Origin of the sequence: Pontibacter virosus (assembly GCF_003096355.1) — a bacterium.
GTDB classification, from domain to species: domain Bacteria; phylum Bacteroidota; class Bacteroidia; order Cytophagales; family Hymenobacteraceae; genus Pontibacter; species Pontibacter virosus.
Genome location: NZ_QEKI01000009.1, coordinates 146,969 through 171,942 on the forward strand (window position 1 = coordinate 146,969; position 24,974 = coordinate 171,942).

Here is a 24,974-nt window from a genome sequence, read left to right on the forward strand (position 1 = left end):
TCGAGGGGCCCTACCCCCACTGCTAGGGATTTCCTAATCCCCTTGCCATATATAATGCGGATTACAAATCCGCGACAGTTAGATTTCGGATTTATCAACCCGAAATAGCATCCGGTGCAAATCAAAGCAGCCAAAGTCCGGCAGATAGCGCACGCTCGCGGTACGCGAACGAGGACTCAGCAGATCTCGCCTTCCAGCTGCAATTGCTTGTCTGTGGGCTGTTCAGGTATAATTAGCGGCACGGTAAAGTAAAACCGACTGCCCTTTCTGAGTTCTGTCTCTACCTGTATAGCCCCCCCGTGTCGCTCCACAAAATCGCGGCAGAGCAGCAGCCCGAGGCCCGTTCCTTTTTCGTTCACGGTGCCTTTGGTAGCCATGGCGGGCGTTTCCAGCTTAAAGAGCGTGGCCAGCACATCGGGACTTATACCTGTACCCTGGTCTGTTACGGCAATGGTCGCCATGTTGCCTGGGCTTTCTTCAGCAGATACCTTAATCAGTCCGCCTGGGTAGGAGAACTTAATGGCATTGTGCAGCAGGTTTCGGACTATGAAATCGAGCATGTGCGCATCGGCACGGACTTGCAGCGCGGGCGGCACCTGTACCTGCCATGCGATTTGTTTGGTATCGGCCGTGTCTTTGAGCAGGACCACGTTGCGGTTCACCAGCTCCGTTACCGACAGCACTTCCGGCTCAAAGTGCACATGGTGACCTGAGGCAGTCTGGGCTGTCGACCATTGCAGCAGATTTTCGAGCAGGGACTGCAGGTTGCGCACTGACACCTGCGTGTGCGTGGCCAGCTTCTGCATCTGATCCGGCTTCATCTTGTCCGAGAAGTTCAGGAGTATGTTCAGGAAAGACTCCAGCGTGGCCAGCGGCGTGCGGATGTCATGCGAGATGATGGAAAAGAAGCGGTCCTTGAAATAGTTGAGCCGCCGCAGTTTGTGCTCCGAAGCCTTAAGCTTGCGCACCGTGTCTTTGAGCTCCTGCGTGCGATGGTGAAGCGCGGCCGTGCGGTTAGCCACCATCACTTCCAGCTCGTTCTTCTGCTGTTCTATCAACAGCTTGCGCTCGGTTTCCTTCTCGCGCTCGAGTCGCTCCTTCTCGAGCACCCTGGCGTTGAGTTCGCTTGTTACGGTGTTCAACCTGTAGGCCAGACCGAGCGAGAACAAGACCACCTGAGCCACTATACCTACCTGCGCCGCATACACAGTTACGATGTTGTCCGGCACGAGATGGTTTTCTTTCAGAATGAACAGCAAGGCTCCTACTACAAAGAACACATTCGCGATCAGGAAGTAAAGCGCCGGTCTATACCCCTGGCGCAGCGACTGTATACTGGTCAGCACCATCGCCACCAGCACCAACCCACCGATGATGCCGATCAAACTCACGCAGGCTTGCAGCAGGTCGAGCGGTGTGAAGTAAGAGAGCAGCCCCATCCCTACCGGCAGCATGTAAAGCAGGGCTAATAGTGTAAGCGCCTTGTCCCAGACAGGCATGGTACGCTGGGTATTGAGGTAGTGCCGTGTGAACAACACCCGGAACAAGCCATTGAAGGTGACGATAAACGGGAAGCTGTGCGCATTCCAGAGCGGGGCGTTTGGCCAGAGCAGCTCAAGGGCAAAGCCGTGATAAAACATAAAGTAGAGTCCCGTGCCCAGCAGCGCCAACACATAGTACAGGTAACTGCGATCGCGCACCGAGGCGAACAGCACGAGGTTGTAAAGCGTCATCACGAGGATAATGCCGATGAATATACCCTGCCCGAACAACCTGTCGCTGTTGGTCGCGCTCACCTGTTCCGGCAGCAGTAGTTGCACCCGCAGCGCCTGTGGCTTATAGAGGTTGATGTCGCCCTGCAGACGCAGGTATAGCGTGGTGGTGCTGTTGGACAGCAGCTCTAGCCGGATGTAGGATTTGTAAGAAGGCACATCCCGCTCCCCAATGGGCAAAAGCTGGCCTGTGCGCTTGAAGGTGTGGCCTGTTTCGTTTTGCTGAAAGAGTTGGATGTGGCTCCAGTCGCCGGCATAAAGGAGGCGTGTCTGTTCACGATTAGTAGGATTCCGCAACACCACACGCACCCAGTGCACCGTCTTGCCCGGCTGCAGCACAGCGTCGGTATTGTTTGGGACAAAGCGATAGGTTTGAACCTGGTCAACTGACAGTGTTGCGCTTGGGTCGTGGTATACCTGCAATGCCTCCGCTATACGCTGTTCCGAAGCCGTCACATCCACCGTATCGGGTGCCTGCGCACGGGCCTGCAACACTGCCAACAGAAAAGGCAGCAAGGCGAGCACCCTGAAAAGGCGACGAGAACAGCAGGTATAGCAAGGCGCAAGCATACGTCAATTTACAAAATAATCTGAGTTCAGCTATACTTCGGGGTATAAGAGATTTCGCCATTGGAAACCTTTTGCTATATTGAGCTGCTATACCTCACCGATTTCACTCACACTTATACCTATGGCCCGGCTTAAATTACTGATTGCAGAAGATGATGTGGTGATTGCCCAGAACCTGTCGCTTTCGCTGGAGTCGATGGGGTACGAGGTATGCCAGGCTGTGAGTTCGGGCGAGGAGTTGCTGCTGCAGGTGCACCAGCACCAACCGGATCTGATCATCCTGGACATCACGCTGGAGGGCAAACTCGACGGCATTGAGACAGCCGCACTGTTAGCGAAGGCAACCAAGGTTCCCTTTATTTTCATGACGGCTTTTTCGGACAAGGAAACCATTGACCGCGCCAAGCAAACCAATCCGCATGCCTACCTGGTGAAGCCTTTTGATGCCCGCACCCTGCAAAGCAGCATTGAACTAGCCATCCACAATGCCGGCACACGGCAACTGCAGCCAGAGCAGGCTGTAGCTATACCTGTTCAAGCTACCGATACCGTGGAGGCCGACAACTTTCTGTTGCACGACGCCCTGTTCGTGAAGGTGCGCAACCGCCTTGAAAAGGTGATGCTCGAAGACATCGTCTGGGCCGAAGCGCAGGACATCTACTGCAACATCAAGACCCGCACGCACCTGCACCTGGTCAGCCAAAGCCTGAAGAATCTGGAGCAGCGCCTGCCTGCCAATCAGTTTATGCGCGTGCACCGCTCCTACATCGTGCAGCTCACCGCCATCGAGGCCATCGAAGACAACAACATCCTGATCGGTGGCAAGCAGATTCCCATTGGCAACACACACCGCGACGCCTTGCTGAAGCGACTGCAGATACTATAGAGTTTAGAAGTTTGAGAGTTGGGGAGTTGGGGAGTTTAGGAGTTGGAGAGGTATAGCCCACCGGGGAAACGCTCTGCCCGAATCCTGCACTAAACAATTAACAACTAACAATCTAACCATTCACCAATTTAACCATCAGCCAACTCATTTAAAATTCGCCCCACCTTCCCTCTCACCGATTTCACCTTAAATTATTCCCGTTTGGCAAGTATAGGCTTCTGGTAATGTTTATTATTAGCTAAATTAATTCAATATTTCCTTAGCAATAATACCATTCACGCATGAATAGTCTGGCATCATCGGAGCTTGTAACGGCTGGCTGGGTACTCGTACTCGCCTACGCAGGCATAATCCTGTTTTTTGTAATACGGGGGGCGCTGCGCATCCGCTCCATCTCTGACTATGCTCTCGGCAACGTGGCCTTCTCGCCTGTGGCGGTTGGTCTGGCGCTGGCTGCCTCTATGACGAGCGCCGCTACCTTCATCATCAACCCGGGTTTTGTGGCACTTTATGGTATAAGTGGCGTTATCTCCATGGCCATTGCCTTACCTGTTGCGGCACTCGTGTCGCTGGTGGTGCTGACCAAGGGATTCCGCAAAATGGGCACCGCGGTAAAAGCCCAGACCATGGCCCAGTGGATGGGACTGGTTTACAAAAGCCGCGGTTACGCCATGTTCTTCGCCTTCCTGTCGCTGTTGCTGATTACGTTCATCGTGTTGATCTGTGTGGGCCTCACCAAGGTGCTGGCCAGCGTGCTAAACCTCAACGAGCTGCACGTGTGCGTAGGCATCGTCGTGTTTGTGTTTGGCTACATGATGTTTGGGGGCGCCAACTCCATGGTCTATACCAACATGATCCAGGCGGTGCTGATGCTGATCGTGGCCTTTATTTTACTTGGTTCTGGCTACCAGCATTTCAGCGATGGCGTGCATGGCTTCCTAAATAAACTGGCGGCGATCGACCCCTTGCTCGTCTCCCCCACTAACCCGCAGAGCTTTCTCTTCCGCGATAACTTTGAGATCATTTTCTGCCAGATGATCATCGGTGTGGCCATCGTTTGCCAGCCACACATCATTACCAAGTCGCTATTACTCAAAAGCGAAAAGGACGTGAACATATACCTGTTGACCGGTGTGTTGGCAGAAGCGCTTTTCTTCCTGGTAGTTTTCGTTGGCCTGTATGCCCGTCTTTCTTTCCCCGATCTGACGGCGAACGGACAGCCGCTGCCGGTAGATGGCATCGTGTCGGCCTATGTGGTGAAGGAATTTCCGGTATACGTGGGCCTGCTGGTCGTGCTCGGTCTAATCTCGGCGGGGCTCTCTACATTAGAAGGCCTTATCCAGTCGCTTTCTATTACGATCACCTCCGATATTCTGACTCCTATCGTGGGCAAAAATGTCGCAGCACGAGGTGTGGTAGTAAACCGACTCGTGATCGTAGTGCTGGCGGCTGTCACCATCTGGCTGACGTTCGACCAATTGCAGAACCCGAACCTGAGCGTGGGCATTTTTGCGCAGAACGGGGTATACGCTTACTTCTCTGCTGCTTTCGTGCCCGTGCTGTTTGGCATGTTCCTGCGCCGGGTGCCGCTTATTGCCCCGGTGGCGGCATCCATCACTTCGGTGATCGTGCATTTCGGGGTATATTACGGCGGACTCACCACTTACATGCAGGCCCCGGTGCGCAACCCAGGTATAGCTGCCGCGCTGGCCATACTGGCTTCGGTGGCAGTGGGACTTATCTTTTACTATGCCTTCCGGAAGCCAGCCACTGAGCCGATAACAGAAGACCCTTCACTTTTAACAGAACCAACTTATGAAAGTGAGCTTAAAAACTAAACTTATACTGGCCTCGCTTGGCCTAATGTACCTGCATACGGCCTGCCAGTCAGCCCAGCCTGCTGCCACCTCAACAGGTATAGACAAGACCACCGAAACCGCAACAGCCAGCCCCGAGATTGCCACCGTTGCACCGACTGCCGACCCCGTGTTCGAAGGGCTGAACTACAAGCATGCGGTCAAAAAAGTGACGCTGCCCAATGGTATCAAAATGGCTTATACCGACGAAGGCAAAGGAGCTGAAACGCTGATCTTCATTCACGGATTAGGCAGCTATTTGCCCGCCTGGGATAAGAACGTGGCCGAATTGAGCCAGCATTACCGCTGCATCGCCATCGACCTGCCCGGCTATGGCAAGTCCGACAAAACAGGTATAACGGCAGGTATGGCCAGCTACGCTGCTGATGTGCTGGCCCTGATGGATGCGCTGCAACTGAAGCAAGCCACACTAGTGGGACACTCTATGGGCGGGCAGATCGCCATCACGGCCGCCTTGAAAGAGCCCCAGCGCGTCAAGCATTTAATACTGGCCGCCCCGGCAGGTATAGAAACCTTCACCGAGCAGCAAAAACAGCTTTTCAAGATGACCGTGACGCCGGAGAGCGTGCAGAAAACCACCCCGGAGCAAGTGGTAGCTAATTTTAAAATGAACTTCCACCAGATGCCAGGGGATGTGCAGTATATGATCGACGACCGCCTGAAAATGGTTGAGTCGGCTGAATTCGGGGCTTACAGTACGGCTGTGGCTGGCAGCGTGGCCGCCATGGTCGACGAGCCGGTGTACGAACAACTGCCGCAGGTGCAGGTGCCGACGCTCATCATCTTCGGCAGTAATGACGCGCTTATACCTAACCGCTACCTGAACCCCAACCTAACCACCCAGGCCGTAGCCGAAAACGCGCGCGAGCGCATTCCCAACAGCCAACTGGTGCTGCTGCCCGAAGCAGGGCATTTCCTGCAGTACGAGCAGGCGGGCGCTTTTAACAAAACGATCCGGGATTTTCTGAAATAGCATCTAAACCTTAACCTTTAATATCTAACCTAATTATCATGAAAAAAATTTACTCTCTCCTGTTCGCACTCCTTGCAGTGACACAGGTGGCACTGGCCCAAAGCGGCAGTGTGCGAGGCCGCGTGCTCGGGGCCGATACCAGGGAGCCCCTGACGGGTGCCACAGTTTTGCTTGAAGGAACCACGAAAGGCGCCTCCACCAATGCCGCCGGCGAGTTCAGTATTATGGATGTACCGGCCGGCACCTACAACATGCGTATTTCTTATGTAGGCTATACCTTCCCAAGACAATCCATCACGGTTAGCTCTGGTGGCACAACCGACATCGGCACTGTGACCATGAACACTACTCAGGTAGTAGGCGAAGAGATTGTGGTAACGGCTTCCCGCCGCCCGGAGAAACTCACCGAGGCGCCCGCCGCCATCAGCGTGATATCCACGCGCGACCTGACCGAGCTGCCTTCTTTTAACGTGGGTGAGTTGCTCAACAAGGTGCAGGGGGTGGAAGTAGTGCGCTCTGGGGTGGCCGGTATCGGTATCAACGCCCGCGGCTTCAACAATGCCTTCAACGTAAAGATGTTCCAGCTCACCGACGGCCGTAACTCCATGCTGCCGGGCGGTACCGGCCTTCCGGCCGGTGTTTACAATACCGTGATCAAAGAAGACATTGAGCGTGTGGAAGTGATTCTGGGTCCGTCTTCGGCGCTTTATGGCCCGAACGCACACAACGGTATCATCAACACGATCACCAAAGACCCACGTCGTCATCCGGGCACCACCGTTACGCTGGGTGCCGGTAACCAAAGCGTTCTCTCGGCCCGCGCCCGCCATGCCGGGGTGATCAACAGCAAGTTTGCCTATAAAGTGAATGCAGAATACACGCAGGGCAAAGACTTTGAATTCATCGACACCGTTTACAATGCCACCCTGGGTGCCTTGCCTGAGTATGATGTGGATTTTAACTTCAACTTCAAGCGGGCCAGCGCCGCCGTGTATTACAGCCCGACCCAGAACATGGATGTGATCTTGGACTACGGTATCGGACAAGGCTCTAACATTGGCGTGACCAACAACGGCCGCAACCAGATCGACGGCTGGACTTTCCAGTACCTGCACGGCCGCATTGTGACGCCACGCATCTTTGCACAGGTATACAACACCTGGAACGATGCCGGTGACACCTACCAGATCAACGCCCGCACCAACAATTACTATACCTTGCGTGCCTTGGGTCAGTCGCAGGAAGTGGCACACGAAAAGTCCAAGACAGGTGCCGCCAGAGGGGAGCTATACCCTAACTCGCCGGCCATCGCTTTCCCGGGCTTCATCGACAAGAGCCACCGCCTGAACGGAGAGGTGCAGTACAACAACAGCTACGGTGGTTTTGATATCGTAACCGGCCTTAGTTTCCAGCGCGACGTGGCCTACAGCCGCCAAACCTACCTCGATGACCGCAACGGCGACATCATCCTGAACCAGTACGGGGCTGTTGCCCAGATCGAGCGCGGCCTGGGTGACCGTGTACGCGCTGTGGTGGGTGCCCGCCTCGACCGCCATGACAACTACGGCACGCAGTTCAGCCCGAAAGCCGCCCTGACGCTCAACGCGCTGGCCGGTACTTTCAGAGCCACTTACGGTCGCGCCTATGCGGCCCCTTCTATCCAGTTCCAGGAGTTTTACCTGAACAACGGTGCCCTGGCCATTCTGGGTAGCGGCGCCGGCCTGACCATACAGAACACCGAAACTGGTGCCACCCGAGAGATTCCGAAACTGGAGCCGGAGCGTGTGCAGACCTTCGAATTGGGTTACAAAGGCACCCCGACCGACAAGTTTTATGTGGACTTGAGCACCTGGTATTCTATGTCTGAGGATTTTATCTCGCCTCTTACCGGTATCACCCCGATTATGGGCAAAGAAAAAGTGATTCGCAAAGGCACTGAAGACGTAACGGAAGCCGCTTCTAACGCGCTGAACTACTACCTCACCTACCTGAACTATGGTAACGTGAACTCCTGGGGTACTGACCTTGGCCTGAACTACTACCTGAACAATAACTTCAGCGTCGGCGCCAAGTACTCTTACTTCAACTCTGACATTACGGACCGCGACAACCTGGACAACGATGCGAACGGCGACGGCAAAGTGGTTCCTGCCGAAAGCAGCCTCAACGCACCGAAGCACCGCTACAATTTCAACTTCACGGCCCGCGACCTGTTCAACAACAAGTTCTTCGGCTCTGTGAACGTGCGCATCCTGCCGGAGTATGACTTCTATTCCGGTTCGCAGGTGGCAGCTAAAGAAAATGCAAATAAGCGCGTGGCACCGCTCCTTTACAATTACGGACCGCTGGGTGGCTTTACCTCTGTGGACGTGAGCGCTGGCTACCGTTTCACGCAGATGATCACACTGGGTGCCAGCGTATCCAACCTGTTCAATACTGAGCAGCGCGAGTTTGTGGGTTCACCGGTGATCGGCCGCCTGTACTCAGCTGAACTGCGCTTCGACTTCGGTGGCAAAAAAGACAAAAACGACGTTAGGTAGATTAGATTAAGGTGAAGGCAGGGCGCCCCGCAAGGGCGCTCTGTTTTTTTGCCTGATATTTTTCATTTACATTTTTGAACATGAAGAACGCAATCATTACAGGTGGCACGAGTGGCATTGGCTTAGGTATAGCCCGACTTTTTGCCAAACAGGGGTATAATTTGATCTTAAACGGTCTGGAGAAAAACGGCCGGCAGATCGCCGATGACCTGGCACAGGAGTACAACATAAAGGTCATGTTCTCGTCGGCCAACATGCAGCAGCCGGAGCAAATCCGGGAGATGGTGCAGCAGGCAGAGCAGGAGTTTGGGCAAGTGGATGTACTCATCAACAATGCAGGTATACAGTATGTCGCTCCGGTCGATGAATTTCCGGAAGATCGCTGGGATGCTATCATCGCCATTAACATGTCGGCTACTTTCCATGCTTCCAAAGCCGTGTGGCCAGGTATGAAAGCCCAAGGATTCGGACGGATCATCAACATTGCATCGGCGCATGCGCTGCGTGCTTCCGAGTTTAAGGTGGCTTATGTGGCCGCTAAACACGGGGTGGCAGGTATAACGAAAGTGTTGGCATTGGAAGGCGCCCCGCACGGTATTACGTGCAACGCCATCTGCCCGGGCTATGTGCGCACTCCGCTGGTAGAGGCCCAGATCGCTGACCAGGCACGAGCGCACCAAATGTCTGAAACAGAAGTGATCGAGAAGGTGATGCTCAAAAAGCAACCTATCAAGCAGTTTGTGGAAGTGGAGGCGCTCGGCAACCTGGCGCTATACCTTGCCTCCGATTCAGCGAGCCAACTGACAGGCGCCATGCTCCCGGTAGATGGTGGCTGGTCTGCGCAATAGGCTCCTCAGAGAACGCTATACCTGCTATTGCAATCAGGTATAATGCATCTTAACGGTATGGCTATACCTGACTACAAAGGGCAGGTATCCCGTTAATAGGTGCCTTTGGTAGGCGAAGCAGCTGGAATCAGCAAACTTTATGCATCAGCATGATTTTGTTTACTTTACATTATTCTGTCTGGCCGTTTTCCAACATTCCTATACCTTGTCCGAGGGTTTTATACCTGAGCAAACTTCAGTTGATCTTAAAGCAAAAGCCCCGGCTCTCTCAGGAGTGCCGGGGCTTTTATTTGACTTTAATTTATTACTTACCGATGATCTTGAATTCGGTGCGGCGGTTCACCTGGTGATCTTCCTCCGAACACTCCACAAAGTCAGCGCACTTGTTACGCAGCCTGGTCTCGCCGTAGCCTTTCGCCACCATTCTGCTACGCTCTATACCTTTCGACACAATGTAGTCGACGGCAGCCTGAGCTCTGCGCTCCGACAGGTCCTGGTTGTACTTGCGGGTCTGGCGGCTATCCGTGTGCGAGCTAAGCTCGATGCGGATCGTCGGGTTGGCCTTCAGAATACGCACCAGTTTGTCCAGTTCGATGGCCGCATCCGGACGGATATCATGCTTGTCGAGGTCGTAGAAAATGTTTTCCAGCACAATAGGCACGTTCGGTGTGTCACGGTACATGATCATCTCCACTAGCAGCGAGTCTATGCTGAAGCGGCAATCCGGCGTAAAGAGGATCGTCTGGGTCAGGTACCCTTTCTTACTACCACGGATGGTGTACTGCATGCCCGCCTCCACTTTGTAATTGAAGTTACCGGTTGAGTCGGAGTGTGTCTCCACCATCGAGCCTACGTTTTCTTCAAACAGCTGAAGGAGCACATTGTCTACCATTACGCGTTTCTTGATGTGCGTGCCCGGCTGATCTACCGTTTCGTACGTCTGGCCCACCAGTGTACACTCTACGTTCACTTCTCTGAATTTGTAGATATTGTCGTAGCCCGATTCGCTCGTTCTGCCAGAAGACAACCAGCCCTTAGTACCTGAGCTGTCTACCACTATACCTAAGTCGTCGCGCGACGTGTTAAGCGGATACATCAGGTTGTGCACGCGTGTCCAACTGCCATGCTCTCCCTCCGCTCTAAAGATGTCTAGTCCGCCAAGGCCTACGTGCCCGTCAGACGAGAAATAGAGTTTGCCATCGCCGCCAATGCTCGGGAAGCTTTCACGACCACTTGTGTTAATTATTTCGCCTGCATTTACGGGTTCGCCCCAGTTTCCATCTGGCTGTCGCTCGCAATAGTAGATGTCAGTCTCGCCCTTCCCTCCCGGCATATCCGACACAAAGTAGAGCACTTTTCCATCTGGGGTTATGGCCGGGTGACCAACCGAGTACTCTTGTGGCTTGTTATACTTGAAAGGTTTTACATCAACCCATTCATCGCCATTGCGACGCGCCATAAAGATCTCATGGCGGTTAATGTTCCCAGTTCCTTTACCATCGCCTCTATTCACCCAGCTGGTAGGATCCGTGTTCACTTTGCTCTGGCTACGCTTCACACTATTGGTTCTGGTAAAGTATAGGGTGTTTTCCTTTGGCAGGAAAGATGCCGGTCCGTTGTGAAAGTCTGTATTGATCTCTTTGCTAAGTGGGTTTGGCTCGCTCCAGGTAGAGTCTTCGTTCATGCTCGCGTAGTACAGCTGAACGAAGCCATTGCCTGTCCAGTTAAAGCGCTCTTTTTTCTTACTGTCGTCTGTCGGGAGTCTGTCTGAAGAGAACACCATGTCGCCATTGGGCAGCTGAATTGGGCTGAAGTCAACACCAGAAGAATTTAGTTTCTGCTCAACAGCGATTTCATAAGAGAGTGGCCTGTTGGTCCAGAACATAGCCGTATCGCAGGAAGCTGCCTGTTTCATAGCCATGGATGCCTGCTCCGGCACACGGCGGGCATAGCTGGTATACAGTTCTTTCGCCTTCTCGTAGTTGCCGTTGCGTTTGGCTGCTTCGGCATAGTAGTAGATGCTGGCCGATGCTATATTTTCAAAGCCAGAGGCCTGGGCATACCAGAATTCGGCTTCCTTGCTGTTGTTCATCAGGCGGTAGCTGTCTGCAATGCGCTCGAGCAGATAAGCGTCCGGCTCCTTGCGCTCCATTAGCTTTTTGTAAGCATCGAGTGCCAGGGCGTATTCAAAGCTGTTAAAGTATTTGTCAGCCTCCTTCATCTCTTTTTTCTGCGCTGCGAGTGGCTGCGCGCATAGTGTTGCCAGAAGAATCAGTAGGTATAGGAATCGTAATCTCATGTCTGCTTTCTGGGTGAAATTAGAAGTATCGTGGGGTCAGCATTCGGTTGTCCTGCTTCTTGAAGAAGGAGTAGCCTAATGAAATTTCGTGGCTGGCATGCTGGCGTAGGGCGTTCAGGCTCACATCGTAAGAATAGCCCAGTCGCAGCTTAGGCGTCACATACAGCTGTGCGATGGCAGCCCATGCGTTGCGGCGGTCCAGCTCGTATTCGTCAGAGTAGTTGCTGTGCACTTTCACGGCCGTACGGTAAGAACCTCCCAACCAAATGCGCTCTCCCAGCAGGAAAAAGGCATTCAGGTCCAGGCTAGTCGGGCTGTTGAAATCCTCTTTCACCAGAAAACTCGGCTTGAAAATAAGCGCCGATGAAAGATCCAGTACATAGCCCGCTGAAAGGAAGTAATGCCGGTTCGGCATGGTTACCTCCAGCTTGTCACCTCCCGTGTTGATCAGGTTGGCGACTGAAAGACCCGTGTAAAAACGTTCCGTGTTGAAAAAGGCCCCAATTCGAAAATCCGGCATCAGCTCTGAAACACGACCTGGGTTTAGCGCCTGATCAGGTCTCGTGTTGCCCGTGTTTAGCTTCGTGCCGTCGAGGGTATACTGCGCAAGGCCTGCTGCAAAGCCGAGTGCCAGCTTTGCGGTTTCGCTCATCCGCAGTCGCACAGCCAGGTTGCCGTGTAACCCCATCTGGCGCTGTGCTCCCAGCTCGTCATTCATAGCATTCAGGCCAAAACCCAGTAGGCCGCTGCGCGAAGAGCCGTCCACACTAAAGGTTTGTGTGGTGGGTGCCCCCTCTATACCTACCCACTGGCTGCGGTGGGTCAGGTTGGCGTTTATAATCTCCTTGCTACCCGCATAGGCCGGGTTGATGATCAGCTCGTTGAAGATGTACTGTGTGTATTGCGGTGCCTGCTGCGCGTAGCCTTTCCAGGACAGCAGCAGTAACACCAGAAGTACCCCTAATTTTCGCATGGTAATCACTTAATTCGTTTGTTTTCTTATCGGACGATCATCACATAACCTTTGTAGGTCTTCTCAGAGCCATCGCACAACGTGAGGCGAATCAGGTAGTAGTAGGTACCCTCTGCTAATTTGTCTCCGTTCCAGTTGTTCTGATAAGCTTTGCTCTTGTACACTTCATTACCCCAACGGTTCACTACCACTACTTCGTTGTCAGGGTAATTTGCCAGGTTTCCGATCACCCAGGTATCGTTCTCACCATCGTTGTTCGGCGTAAACACATTTGGCACATTCAGGTTGGCCTCCCGCATACTTGGGTCTGAGATCATCGTAACAGGGTCGCTCTTACACTCTCCGTTGTCGGCTACTACTGTAATCTCGCCTCTGTTATTGCCCTGCACAACGGTAATCACGCTGGTACCCTGGCCTGACAGGATTTCCCAGCCAGTCGGCACCTCCCAGGTAAACAGAGCGGATGGGCTGTCCGACTCGAGTTCGAAAGTGGCTATTTCGGAACAGGCCAATGTGCGGTCCACAATGCGGCTGATCACAGGAAGTGGTCTTGTTGACACGGACAGTCTGGTTGCTGCACTCTTGTCGCAATCGTTTATGGCTTCTACACTCACCTCACCTGAGCTGGTACCCATCTGCACTGAAATCTGTGTGGTACCCTGGCCTGCGGTAATGGTCCAGCCGGCCGGAACTCTCCACGAATAAGACGATGCGTTGGCAACTGCGTCAACGGAGTAGATTGTGATGCGGGTCGCACAAGTCAGCGTTTCGCCCTTAATAGCTGCAGGTGCGAGCGGTGGAGAAGTAACTATCTCTACTGTCAGTTTTACTTCGGCAGTTGTGCCACAGGCGTTCTTGGCCTTCACTTTCACATCGCCTCTGCCTGCCACTTTTACTTTTATGCTATTAGTGCCTTCTCCTGCTATTATTTCCCAGCCGGTTGGCAGTGTCCAGATATATGTCTCGGCACCACTGATGGCAGGTATAGAATAAACGGCATCGGTTCTGCCCAAGCATGCCAACTCTGGCCCTCTGATGGCTTCCGGATTCATAAGCGGACGCTGCGGCTCTGTCAGCAGTTTAACACTCTGGCTCTTTCCACAAGAGTTCACAGCGACTACTGTTATTTCGCCACCACTCATGCCGGCTGTTGCCTTTATTTCTGTTGTACCCTGCCCTGATGTGATCGTCCAGCCCTGCGGCACCACCCATTCGTAGCTAAGGGCTGTTGGAACGGCGGCGATGCGGAAAGTAAGACCGGTTGTATTGCCGCAATAAGAATCGTTGTCGCTCACGATAGCCGAAGGCGAAGGTGGAACTGAACCCACTGACTGCACTGTCAGGCCTGTGGCGGTACTTCTGGTCCCGCAACTGTTAACAGTAGCCACACTTACCTGGCCCTGCGTTGCTCCGGCTTTCACGGTTACGCGTGTTGTACCCTGACCTTCTATAATCACCCAGTCTGTACCCGGGAAGCTCCAGAAGTAAGATTTTGCACCTTGCACCGGATCCACCGAATACGTTTGGTTAAGACCAGCGCAATACTGTGTATTTCCGGTTATGGGTCCTGCCTGTGGGGCTGGCACGTCTGCCACAGGTGCAACGCGCAGTTTGGCAGGTATACTGTTACCGCAGGGGTTAGAGGCTGTTACGGTGATATCGCCCGCCAATGTACCCACTTTTACTTTGATTTCTGTTGTGCCCTGACCTGCCAGGATGGTCCAGCCAGATGGCACGGCCCAGATATACTCCAGGGTATGGTCTACTGGCTCCAGCATGTATACAACCTCACTCTGCCCTTTACATACTTCGTCCGGACCTTTGATGGCGAATGGCGTCGCCGGCACCGTTGGGAATGGCCTTACAGCTTTAGTGGTTGGGCTGCTCTGACCGCACGAGTTTGTTGCGATCACACTCACGTTGCCTGATTGGCTTCCGATCGTAACCGTGATGCGGGTGGTGCCTTGTCCGCTGTTGATAGTCCAGGTAGGAGGCAGCGTCCAGGTATAGCTTTGAGCACCTGCCACCGGATCTATTTCATATACCGTCGTTTTAGCCGTACAGCCAAACTCTTCTCCTTTTATCACGACAGGAGCGGAGGGGGCGCCTGTTGCAGTCGCTACATCTTTGCGTGTGATGCCGCTTGCGCCGCAATCATTGACAGCTTGCACACGCAACTGGCCACCGCTCGCATTCTCGCTAAGGGATACAGTGATTTCGTTTGTGCCCTGGCCTGACGTAATTGTCCAGCCATCCGGCACATACCAGGTATAGCTTGTGGCTCCTGGCACTGGCGCTACGGAGTACTTCGTGCCGGCGCTGTTTTGGCATACAGGGAAGGCTCCAGAGATGTCTCCAGGCTCAACCGGCGGGCCTGGAACAGGCACAACACTGAATGATCGGGATGGACTCTGTCCGCAGGCATTCAACCCTTTCACAGTTACGGTGCCACCAACTCCATTTGGGTTAAATGTAACTGTGTTTGTTCCCTGCCCTTCGATAAGCGTCCACTGAGCCGGGTACTCCCACACATATTCTGACACATCGCCGCTGGCTGTCACGCTGAATGTTACACGCTCTGTCGATACGCAGAAGGGCAATGTGCCTGATCCGGAGATATTGGATGGCTGGTTCGGAGCCTGCAGGAATGGCTTTACGTCAAGCTCAGCTGCATTCGGGCTCTCACCGCAGACGTTTTTAGCCTTTACGGTTACTTTGCCCGCCGTTTCTCCCACACTGACAGATATTTGCGTAGTCCCTTGTCCGGATACGATCTTCCAATCGGAAGGCACTGTCCAGACATAAGATGTAGCATCCTGCACGGGATCTATTGAGTATGTCGCCCCCTCTCCGGCGCACACACCTTCGTTAGCCGTAATTGGCCCAGGCGTTGCAGGAGGATCAGGGTAGTTGTTTACTTTCAGACGGCTAGGGGGGCTGGCACCACAGCTGTTATTCACTGAAACCTGTATGAAGGCATCGTCATTACGTCCGGTTGCCTCCACTTTGATCGTCGTGGTTCCCTGGCCGCTCGTAATTCTCCAGCCGCTCGGCACGTTCCAGGTATAGCCAGTGGCTCCTACTACTGGCTCTATACTGTACTCTCCGACAGTCCCCACGCATAGTTCAACAGCGCCTTTGATAACGCCTGCATCCGGAAGCACTGCACAGAAGTTGATATCAACCGTGTTGTTCTGCTGAATCTCGTCTTCGGCCGCTCCAGAAATCGTACCGCGCACAAAGCCCGGCCCTGTTTCGTTGATGGTTGCTGTAAGGGTGAGTGTGTAAGTTTGTCCTACTTTCAGGCTTCCGATATTCCATACCCAACTGCCATTTACAAGCGTGAATGTAGAGTTGGGAGCGTCTGTCGTGAAGGTATGGTTAACGCCCGAAAAGAGAATGGGACTCACTCGTACGTTGTCATCATCAACCGGGCCTTTGTTGGTAACTGTAAAGGTATAGGTGATGGTCTGGCCAACAATGTAACGGTCGACACCAGCATTGCCTTCTGTTTTCTGGATTTTGATTTCCAGGTCTGTTGGCAGAAAGAAGTTATTGTTGTTCAGCTTGACCTCGCCTTGCAATGAAGCCACTCGTCCTCTCACGATCGAACCGTCGCCTATCGTAACAGCTTGTTTTGCTATGTATTGGCCCTTTATCTCAACACCATTACCTACTGTGAGCGCATCCTCTATTACCCAAAACACATTGCCAATTTTTGCATCCCGAATCAGCTCAATGTCTACCCCGGCTCCTATATTAAGGCTGCCTTTGATAATAAAGATAAAAACCGCGTTAGGGTTGTTGTTACCATCCAGGGTGATGTCGTTCGTAACAGTGGCACTGCCATTAAACAGGTATACTCCTGGGGTGTAGGTGCGTCCGCCAAGTTCTGGGTTAGTTAGTGTAGCCGTGGGGGTTGTGGCGGCGGCTGTATTGTAGACCGAGGTGGCTGCTGCAAGCGCATCGTTGGCGGCGGCATTTACGTTCTCGATGCCACGCCAAACAGATCCGTTGTTAAAGCCTTGGGCTGTATTGGCGACTGAGGCTACTTTTGCACGAACAATTGTGTTTGTGTTGGGTTGATTGGTAACCCTATCGCCACCTACCACGTTATAGTCGTAAAAGGCCCCAAGTGTGGGCGCTTGTTGCGCATTTACGCCAAACGTAACCAGCCATAAGCCTAGCACTAAGAGCAAGGCTCTACTTAAGAAGCTTGTCATGAAATCAATGAGTATAAGTTTGTTATAGAACTTGGCGTTTAAATATTCAACAATTTGCAGCTACGGACAGCCATTTCCGTAACTCTATTCCTTTCATCCCACTCAGTCAAATAAGTTGCAAGTATACCCTTTAAAAAGTACATTAAGAAGCTTCAAAAGTATATTGCATATATTTGGGGCTATATTAAGCCCTAAAATTTAACAAAATTTGTTAAGTACCAAATTTTAAGTTAAAGTTTAAACTTAATTACGGCAAAGTCCTATCTTACTCATTTAGCGTTAAATCATTAGTCAGTCCAATCCTATAGGCGATCCAACCTTGTTTAGCCAGGCCATTCCACAATGGTATTTTTAGACTTGAGCGCAAAAGTAGCTACAATCAGGCACACTCTGTATCAGTAACATAAAAAAAATATTACTTTACAGGCAGCCTCCAAATTGCACTAAATCGAAGATAGTGCTTTCCCTCACCACACCCACTGCGGGCAGATGATACGACGATCATTTAGTAGCTTAAAACCAACTACCACCTCGTGGGTCCCGGCGCTTACCCGGTTGAGGCCTGATGTAGTGGCATCGTAAGAATATGAGATATCGATTAGTGGACTAACGTAAACGCCTACCATCCCTACGATAGCGTCATTATGGCGATAGGAGGCACCTACCCAGAAGCGCTCATCGTAAAGCGCGCGCAGGTTCACATCCACTGAGAGCGGACTTGGTGCAGCCAGCTTGAACATGACAGATGGGATGAGGTCAATGCGGCCTCCGGGTGCAAAGCGGTAACTGCCCGTCAGGAAGTAATGCCGCTGCAGGTCAAGTGATACATTGTTGTCCTCGGCGGAGCGGAAAGTGCCTGCATTCTCAAGCAGCTGCGCCCCCGCAAGGCCAACTGAGAAGTTACGGGAGTACACCCACAGTCCCAGCGAGAGATCCAGCACATTCTGATTTACCCGACCTCCACCTATAAGAGGCTCAGCCGGATTGGTAAACTCGAGCTCTGAACTGTTGATGGTATTGCGCACAAGGCCCGCCGCCACGCCTGCCGACACGTTGATGGTACGTGTAACAGGCAGGTGATAAGCATAGGAGCCCGACAGCCCTGTCCGGCGTAGCGGACCTGTTTTATCGGTGTGGAGGATGATGCCTGCCCCGTGATGCGCCAGTGCCTTGGCGTACTTGGTACTAGTGGCGCCTTTGTTCAGGGGCATATGAGCGGAGGCATAGTAGGTAACAGGCGCTCCGTCGAGCCCCACCCACTGCTGCCGGTTGCTTATGCGTATATCGGCGTAGTCTTCTATTCCTGAAAGAGCAGGATTGAGCAGAAAGTTATTGACCATGTACTGGCTATACTGCGGACGCTGCTGTGCGAAAGCCTGCGTAACAACACCTACCAATACAACCAACAGGAGAGACAGCTTTTTCATAGTCATTATCTAATAATGGTCACATGCCCTGAAATTGGTTTTTCGGAGCTGTTGAGATAAATGATGTAGTAATAGGTGGCCACCGGCAGCGACTCGCCATTGTAGGTTCCGTCCCAAGGAGTGGCATAGCCAGTCGAATTGAAAATCTGGTTACCCCAACGGTTGAAGATCTCAATGCGGGCATCCGGATAATTCTGGATGTTCTCAATCTCCCACACATCGTTCACCCGATCACCGTTTGGCGAGAAGGCATTGGGCGCCGTAATGGCAGGTATAACTGTTACGGTCACTTCATCGGTAGCCGTACAGCCTTCTTCGGTTGTGATGGTCACGGTATAGGTGGTGGTCACATCGGGCCTGGCCACTGGGTTAGACACGTTGGCATTGCTCAGGCTCTCCGCCGGCGTCCACTCATACGACACCCCGCCAGAGGCACGTAGTTCTGCAGGACGCCCCTGAATGATCTCAACATCCGGACCGGCATCAGCTACAGGAGTTACAACGGTCACGTTTACCTGCGTACGGCTCGCGTTGGCGCAGTTGTTACTGTTTCTGGCCTGCACATAGAAAGTGGTATTGCGATCGAGCGCTGGCGTAACGAAGGTCGGACCCACAAAGAGCGGCGCCCCCCCGGTAGGAGCGTCATACCACTCAATAGTGTTGCCGTTGGCATTGGCTACGGTTAATGTAGCAGATCCACCGACGCAGGCGCGGGCATCTTGCACTGTCAGGATAGGCGCATTTGGCAATGGCAGCATCGAAATTAGCACTGCTTCGGAGGGGTTCTCGCAGCCTGCAGAAATAGCTACCCGACGGAACCAGGTATCACGGGAGAGCACAGGAGGCGCGTAACCCGCTCCTGTATTCTGGCCAGGAGCAGGATTGAAGCCCGCATTCGGTCCGCTAATGCTGCTTTCCCAGCGATAGGTAAATCCACCGCTTCCACCAGAAGGTGTCGTGCCCGTCAGAGGCGCCGGCTGTGTGCCTGAGCAAATCTCCTGCGCCGCCGAGATAGCGTTACCTGTAATGGCAGGCCGTATGCGTATCTCTACCACATTGCTCTCGTTGGGTGTACACTGCCCGGACCGCACCACGCGTTGGAAGTAGGTAGTTTGCGTAATGGCGCCCGGGGTGTAGCTCTGCTGGTTGTTAGTGCCCGGAGCTGGCACAAAGCTGCCAGCCGTACCGGTACTACTGATCAGCCACTCGTAGGTATAGTTACCGCTGCCACCCGATGGGGCAGAACCAGTAATAGCGCCTGGCGCAGCTCCCGAGCACTCGTCCTGGGTTGGAGCTGTGATGGTATTGTTGGCAAGGGCTGGGAAAACAGAAATCTTGATCGCTTCTGACACCACGGTACAACCGCCCGACGTAACCGATCTTCGGTACCACGTATCCTGAGACAATGCAGAGGCAAAGGTATAGTTCTCTCCGGCGCTATTGCCTGCTGCCGTCACAAATCCTGTATTAGGGCCAGTTGTACTCTCCTCCCACAGGTAAGTGTAAGGCTCTCCGCTACCTCCTGTAGGCTTTGAACCAACCAATTGGGCGGGCAATTCGCCACCGCATATCTCCTGGTTGGAGCTGATGGTGTTGTTCTCAACACGCGGCACCGTTTGTATTTGTATGACATTACTGATACTTGGCTCGCAGTCACCCTGCCGCACGACGCGTCGGAACCAGGTAGGAGCACTAATAGCCTCCGGACTGTAATTTTGGTTATTATTTACACCGGGAGCCGCCGTGAACCCATCGTCCGGACCAGTGGTGCTCAGTTCCCAGGTATAGGTATAGTTGGTATTACTGCCTCCTGTTGGCTCGCTACCTTCCAGTGTTGCAGGACGATCACCTACACAAATACCCTGGTCTTCGGTGATGGTATTGTCGGCTATACCTGGCACCACATTCACGACCACACTGGCACGTGGGCTCACGCATTGATTTGAATTTACTCCCTCCACGTAAAAGTTGGTGGTTGAAGACAATGGCTCTGTTGTGAACTGCGCTCCTTCAAACACAGGATCCCCACCTCTAGGCTCTGTATACCAGCGATAAATCAGACCAGAAACCGGCCCAGATGCGCGTAATGTGGTAGTGCCGCCTATACAGGCAGGAGCTGGCTCCTGCACAGTAGGCGCTGTGGTCAATGGGGGCAGCACAATCACTTCCTGCTCTGTAGGGCCCTGGAAATCGGACCTGCCGCACTCATTCTCGCCCAATACTCGCACCCGCCAAGTACCTACCTGGTTAAAGTTTATCGTCTGGTCTTGTCCGGTTCTGTTTGATACAGTGCCGTCAGGAGCTGTAATTGTCCATGACACGGTGAACTCATTGCCGAAGTTGCGATCAAAAAATGAGTTTGTACTGTTGAAAGTAAATTCATCTGGCCCACAAAATGGCCCTACAGGCGGCAACTGAACTTGCGGGTAACCGACTACCACGCTTTCAGTCGCCTCGTCTGTGCCACAGGCATTTTCAACCGTCAGTTTTATCTGGTATACACCATTGTCAAAAAACAACACCTTCAGGTCCTTTTGCTCCAAGCCGCCTTCTACTATCTCATAAGGCTTTACACCCGGGGGCGATGTTATTTCCCATTTGTAGGTCAGGCCGCCTCCTGTAGACTCCTTCGCCTCCTGGTCTTCTGTCTCCTCGGTCTCCGTCATGGTGACATAAACTGGTCGGCAACCTATACCTGGCTCTATTTCAGCCGGCTTTTCAGGGTCATTTTTTGCAGGATTGAACCCGGCTTTGGGCTTTTGCAAAAACTCGAATACTTCTTCGTAGATGGTGGAGCAACCGTTACTATTCACTGCTCTGATCCGGATAGAGTAAGCACCCAGTTCTTCGTAAACGGGACCTTCTACTGGAAAAGTAGTGACACGCTGCTCTTCCTCGTCTTCGCCAAGACCCCAGGTGATGTAGTATTCTGTAATGCTGTTAAGCTGTGGGGACTGCGGATTCGATACTACAGCACGCACTTCGGCTTCGGCAGGGTCCTCTTCCTCCGGGAGGCACTGATCAAACGCCTCGCCATCTTTGTCCTCGCCTTCGATCGTGTAGGACACCTCCGCTTGTTGCTGCACCGATACAGGAACTCTGGCAGTGGGGGAAGGACATCCGCCTGACTTGCTGATGGCTATAACAGTTACATCGAATGAAGTGCCGTTTGCTCCGAAACTCTCATAGCTATGCGTTACGGTCGCCGTTCCCCTGGCTATTACATTTCCATCGCCAAAATCCCAATCAAAGGTATAGTCCGCATCCGAAAGGTTAGTTACATTGAACGTGAATTCCTGCCCGGAGCAAATTGGACGGTTAGGATCGACAACAATTGTGGGAGTGGGAGGAGCGGCAGATACAATAACCGGATTAGTGCGTAGCGGCGTGGTATTGTCACAGGCACCGGGAGCGGGAGTGGCGACGGCGTAATAAGACCCGGGTTCACTTACTGAAAGGGTGTTGGCGTTCGGAGCCCCGCTTATCAATTGGTCATCTTTGTACCATTGCCAGGTGTCCACGGTAAAAGTTGCATTTGCCGTAATCACCGCAGGCTGACTTCCAAGGCATACATTGACGTTATTATTGATTGTTGCAGTTGGGGAAGGGCAGTCGGCCACACTTCCAGATGCTTGCTGGACTATCGCGAGGAGTAAGAGTAGAAACCAGGTAAAATTCTTATACGAAGTAAACCGCATCAGGAAAGCTTTAAGGGTGAATTTGGACTGCGCCTAAACTATAACGATATAACCTTAATTTATGATTTATCAGGGCCTGACTTTAAAGCAAATATTGCCTAAATATAAGCAAAACAATTAAATAACAGTACATACTCCCTAACTAGTCGTCGGCAAAGTCACTCCTTGAAATTGGCTTACAAATGAAGCGCGCTAATGTTTAAGCTTCACGCTAATATTTGCTGTTATAGAAGACCCTTTTCTACGGTAATGGGTATAGTTCTGTTTAAATATAGTGGAGATAATATTTAACTTGGATGTGTTTCAGGGGAGAATTCTTAGCTGGGGAGATTAAGAAAGGCATAAAAACAAAAAAGCCTGACTCATTTCTGAATCAGGCTTCTTCTAGGTAGCGGGAACAGGACTCGAACTATTTAAATACCCTTTACTGCTATTTACTGAAAAACATTATTATACGCTTTAAAAAGGCCTTTTCTGTTTAAAACATTAAACACCAGTATAGATCATTTAAAAAAAACGTTAACTATTTCGTTAACTATTCTTATCTTTATATAACAAAAGTATAAGAACGATGGCTAGCGCAAAATTTTACCTTAGGGACCCGAAGGCTAAAAAGAAGACATCTATTTGCCTTGATTTCAGCTATGATGGTTATCGGCTACAGTGTAGCACCAAACTATCAATCAACCCCAAAGACTGGAGTCATAGACAAAACTGGCCAAAGCATCAGATTTCTTCTTATAGTCAATATAACAGCGCCTTGCTTAGAATACAAAGCATTGTTGAAGACTTCTATCTTGACAACAAGAAGACAGGCTCAACCCCTTCCATCCAGTCTATCAAAGACCATCTCTCATCTCAATTAAATAAGAAAGAGGAGAAGACTATCGGACTTTGGGAGATATATGACACTTTCATAAATCACAAGTCACAGGAAGTCAAAGAGTTGACTGTTAAAAAGTTTATTACCCTCAAAAAGCTTCTGCAGGGGTTTAGCAAAGACAAAAACCATCAACTTGACTTCAACAAGTTTGATTCTAAGTTTGAGATGGCTTTTTGCAGCTACCTCACTGGTGACTTACAACAAGTCAATAACACAGTGAGTAAATACATAACTTGTTTGAAAGTATTCTTGAAGTGGGCCCAAGAGGAGGGATATCATCAAAACCTATCCTATCAGAAATTCACATCTAAGAGCACAGATAAAGAGATAACTTATCTCACGGAGGAAGAACTAAAGAAGCTCTTCAATCTTGATTTAATCAACAGTCCTAGACTGTCTAGAACTAGGGATATGTTTTTATTCCAATGCTTCACAGGGCAAAGATTCTCAGATATTGAAAACCTTAAATGGGGGGATATCCAAGAGGTCGATGGTGATCATGAGTGGCATTTATATCAGAAGAAAGGGGATAAGCCTAAAATGATTAACGTGCCACTAATAATTAGCGAAGCAACCCAGATCTTATTCAGACAGAATCGTGGGGCATTGAATGATAAAATTTTCTCTCCAATAAGCAACCAGAAGCTTAATGTGTACATCAAAGAGCTTTGTCAGATGGCAGAAATCGACTCCCACTTTAAGGAAGTAAAGTATAGGGGTAAAGAACGCATAGAAATCACTGGTCAGAAGCATGAATTTATCTCTACTCACACTGCGAGAAGAACCTTCATCACACTAGCTTTAGAGAGAGGTATGAGGCCCGAGGTACTTCAGAAAATTACTGGCCACGAAGATTATAGAACTATGAAGAAGTACATTGCCGTAACTGACAAAGTAAAAAAGGCTGAAATGAGAAAGGCTTTTGCCGAAGGTTCATTCTTAAGTTAAGAGCGAGGCTTCCTTTATGTAACTATAACATATAATGATTAGGAACTATGATAGCAGTATGCACAAAATGTGGCCTTACATTCGAAGATGAGAATACTTTTTCTATAGCTGGGTCTACTGGCAATTTTTCTGACAATTATATTTCTTGTTTAGCTCCTTGGTGTGATGGGATGGCTAAATTCTTGGATGGCACATTTCATTTTGATAAAGACGGTGTAGCCACATTACTCGATGGGCCTGCTTTCACGATTGAAGTATTAAAACAGTTCGAGACTTTAACTAAAAAGGCATTAAGTAAAGGGTATACTCCTGATGAATTCAAAAAAGAAGCTGAACAAATAAACCCTGCATTACCAGCTATCCTAACCTTTTTAGTTTCAAACAGAAAGGAGTTCTTCTTTCTCTTTCTAGGTGCCCTACTTTCTCTAATCACTGATATCATTAAGGATAAAATGATTGACAAGAGCCCTACTGTTGTTAACAACTATATTATCAATCAAAATAATTATCACATTAACCAGTCCTTGTCAGAAGGCACCACATCTCATAGCCCTCAAATATCTTCGCAAGATGATGTGAAAAAGACAGGAGCGCTTTCTCAAAAGAAAGCTATACGAATGGGTAAAGCGTTCAAAAGAAAACAGGATAATAAAGGTAACAACTAGAGAATATAGCTCCCTTAACATTCAGGGGTCCAAAGCATTACGCCAATAACGTCAGGCGAAACTGAGTATTCTGATACAGAGAACCAATCTTATGGAATGGGCTTTGGATATACATCCTCCTTACTAATAGTCTTTAGAAAAGAAGAAGACTATAATTAGACAACCCTGAATCATTTCTCACGTTATTTGTATATATCCAAATTAAAATTGATATTTGCATTATGATTCATCCTTCCATTAGGAGGAAAGAGTTCGGAAAACGCTAGGCCCAGATGCCTAGCGTTTTCTGCTTTTATGGGGAGTGTAATTTAAACTGTGTCATTTCCTCGTTTCCATTTACTGGCCCTTTTGCTGTTCTGGCTGAGTCCTTACGGCAAAAGGGCCAAACTTTT

Annotated in this window: 13 protein-coding genes; 7 read left to right on the forward strand and 6 right to left on the reverse strand. The window is 51.1% G+C overall.

The features are described 5' to 3' along the window. Positions 1–176 precede the first annotated feature (176 nt). Positions 177–2,342 (reverse strand): sensor histidine kinase, encoded by a 2,166-nt coding sequence (locus tag C8E01_RS14255; RefSeq protein ID WP_116544113.1) that lies wholly within the window; start codon positions 2,340–2,342, stop codon positions 177–179. Between the two features lie 121 nt (positions 2,343–2,463). On the opposite strand from C8E01_RS14255, the gene C8E01_RS14260 reads away from it, so the two are divergent. The 5 genes from C8E01_RS14260 to C8E01_RS14280 all read left to right on the forward strand — a co-directional run bounded on the left by C8E01_RS14260 (position 2,464) and on the right by C8E01_RS14280 (position 9,466). Next, complete coding sequence (locus C8E01_RS14260; protein ID WP_116544114.1) at positions 2,464–3,228, forward strand: LytR/AlgR family response regulator transcription factor; 765 nt, start codon at positions 2,464–2,466, stop codon at positions 3,226–3,228. A 281-nt stretch (positions 3,229–3,509) separates the two neighbouring features. Continuing rightward, complete coding sequence (locus C8E01_RS14265; RefSeq protein ID WP_116544115.1) at positions 3,510–5,066, forward strand: sodium:solute symporter family transporter; 1,557 nt, start codon at positions 3,510–3,512, stop codon at positions 5,064–5,066. Further along, complete coding sequence (locus C8E01_RS14270) at positions 5,044–6,078, forward strand: alpha/beta fold hydrolase (RefSeq protein ID WP_116544116.1); 1,035 nt, start codon at positions 5,044–5,046, stop codon at positions 6,076–6,078. The genes C8E01_RS14265 and C8E01_RS14270 overlap by 23 nt, the downstream gene beginning before the upstream one ends. A 38-nt stretch (positions 6,079–6,116) precedes the next feature. Further along, complete coding sequence (locus C8E01_RS14275; protein WP_116544117.1) at positions 6,117–8,618, forward strand: TonB-dependent receptor; 2,502 nt, start codon at positions 6,117–6,119, stop codon at positions 8,616–8,618. A gap of 80 nt (positions 8,619–8,698) precedes the next feature. After that, positions 8,699–9,466: a 3-hydroxybutyrate dehydrogenase gene (locus tag C8E01_RS14280; protein ID WP_116544118.1), complete on the forward strand. Its 768-nt coding sequence runs from the start codon at positions 8,699–8,701 to the stop codon at positions 9,464–9,466. Positions 9,467–9,770: 304 nt separating this feature from the next. Here the strand turns inward: C8E01_RS14280 and C8E01_RS14285 are convergent, their stop codons facing one another. From C8E01_RS14285 to C8E01_RS14305, 5 genes are all read right to left on the reverse strand, one after another. Further along, positions 9,771–11,765: an OmpA family protein gene (locus C8E01_RS14285; protein ID WP_116544119.1), complete on the reverse strand. Its 1,995-nt coding sequence runs from the start codon at positions 11,763–11,765 to the stop codon at positions 9,771–9,773. Between the two features lie 19 nt (positions 11,766–11,784). After that, positions 11,785–12,738 (reverse strand): PorP/SprF family type IX secretion system membrane protein, encoded by a 954-nt coding sequence (locus tag C8E01_RS14290; RefSeq protein WP_165820651.1) that lies wholly within the window; start codon positions 12,736–12,738, stop codon positions 11,785–11,787. A 26-nt stretch (positions 12,739–12,764) separates the two neighbouring features. Then, positions 12,765–16,928 carry an ice-binding family protein gene (locus C8E01_RS14295; protein ID WP_243409587.1) on the reverse strand — a complete coding sequence of 1,388 codons (4,164 nt, stop codon included), beginning with the start codon at positions 16,926–16,928 and terminating at the stop codon, positions 12,765–12,767. A 500-nt stretch (positions 16,929–17,428) separates the two neighbouring features. Continuing rightward, the gene (locus C8E01_RS14300) at positions 17,429–18,388 is read right to left on the reverse strand and encodes a PorP/SprF family type IX secretion system membrane protein (protein ID WP_116544142.1); all 960 of its coding nucleotides are present in this window, start codon (positions 18,386–18,388) and stop codon (positions 17,429–17,431) included. Positions 18,389–18,393: 5 nt separating this feature from the next. Then, positions 18,394–21,909, reverse strand: a complete 3,516-nt coding sequence (locus C8E01_RS14305) for an Ig-like domain-containing protein (RefSeq protein ID WP_243409588.1) — start codon at positions 21,907–21,909, stop codon at positions 18,394–18,396. Positions 21,910–22,657: 748 nt separating this feature from the next. On the opposite strand from C8E01_RS14305, the gene C8E01_RS14310 reads away from it, so the two are divergent. Further along, complete coding sequence (locus C8E01_RS14310; protein ID WP_116544123.1) at positions 22,658–23,917, forward strand: site-specific integrase; 1,260 nt, start codon at positions 22,658–22,660, stop codon at positions 23,915–23,917. Positions 23,918–23,964: 47 nt separating this feature from the next. Continuing rightward, positions 23,965–24,582, forward strand: coding sequence for a hypothetical protein (locus C8E01_RS14315; RefSeq protein WP_133242773.1), 618 nt, complete (start codon positions 23,965–23,967; stop codon positions 24,580–24,582). Positions 24,583–24,974 lie beyond the last annotated feature (392 nt).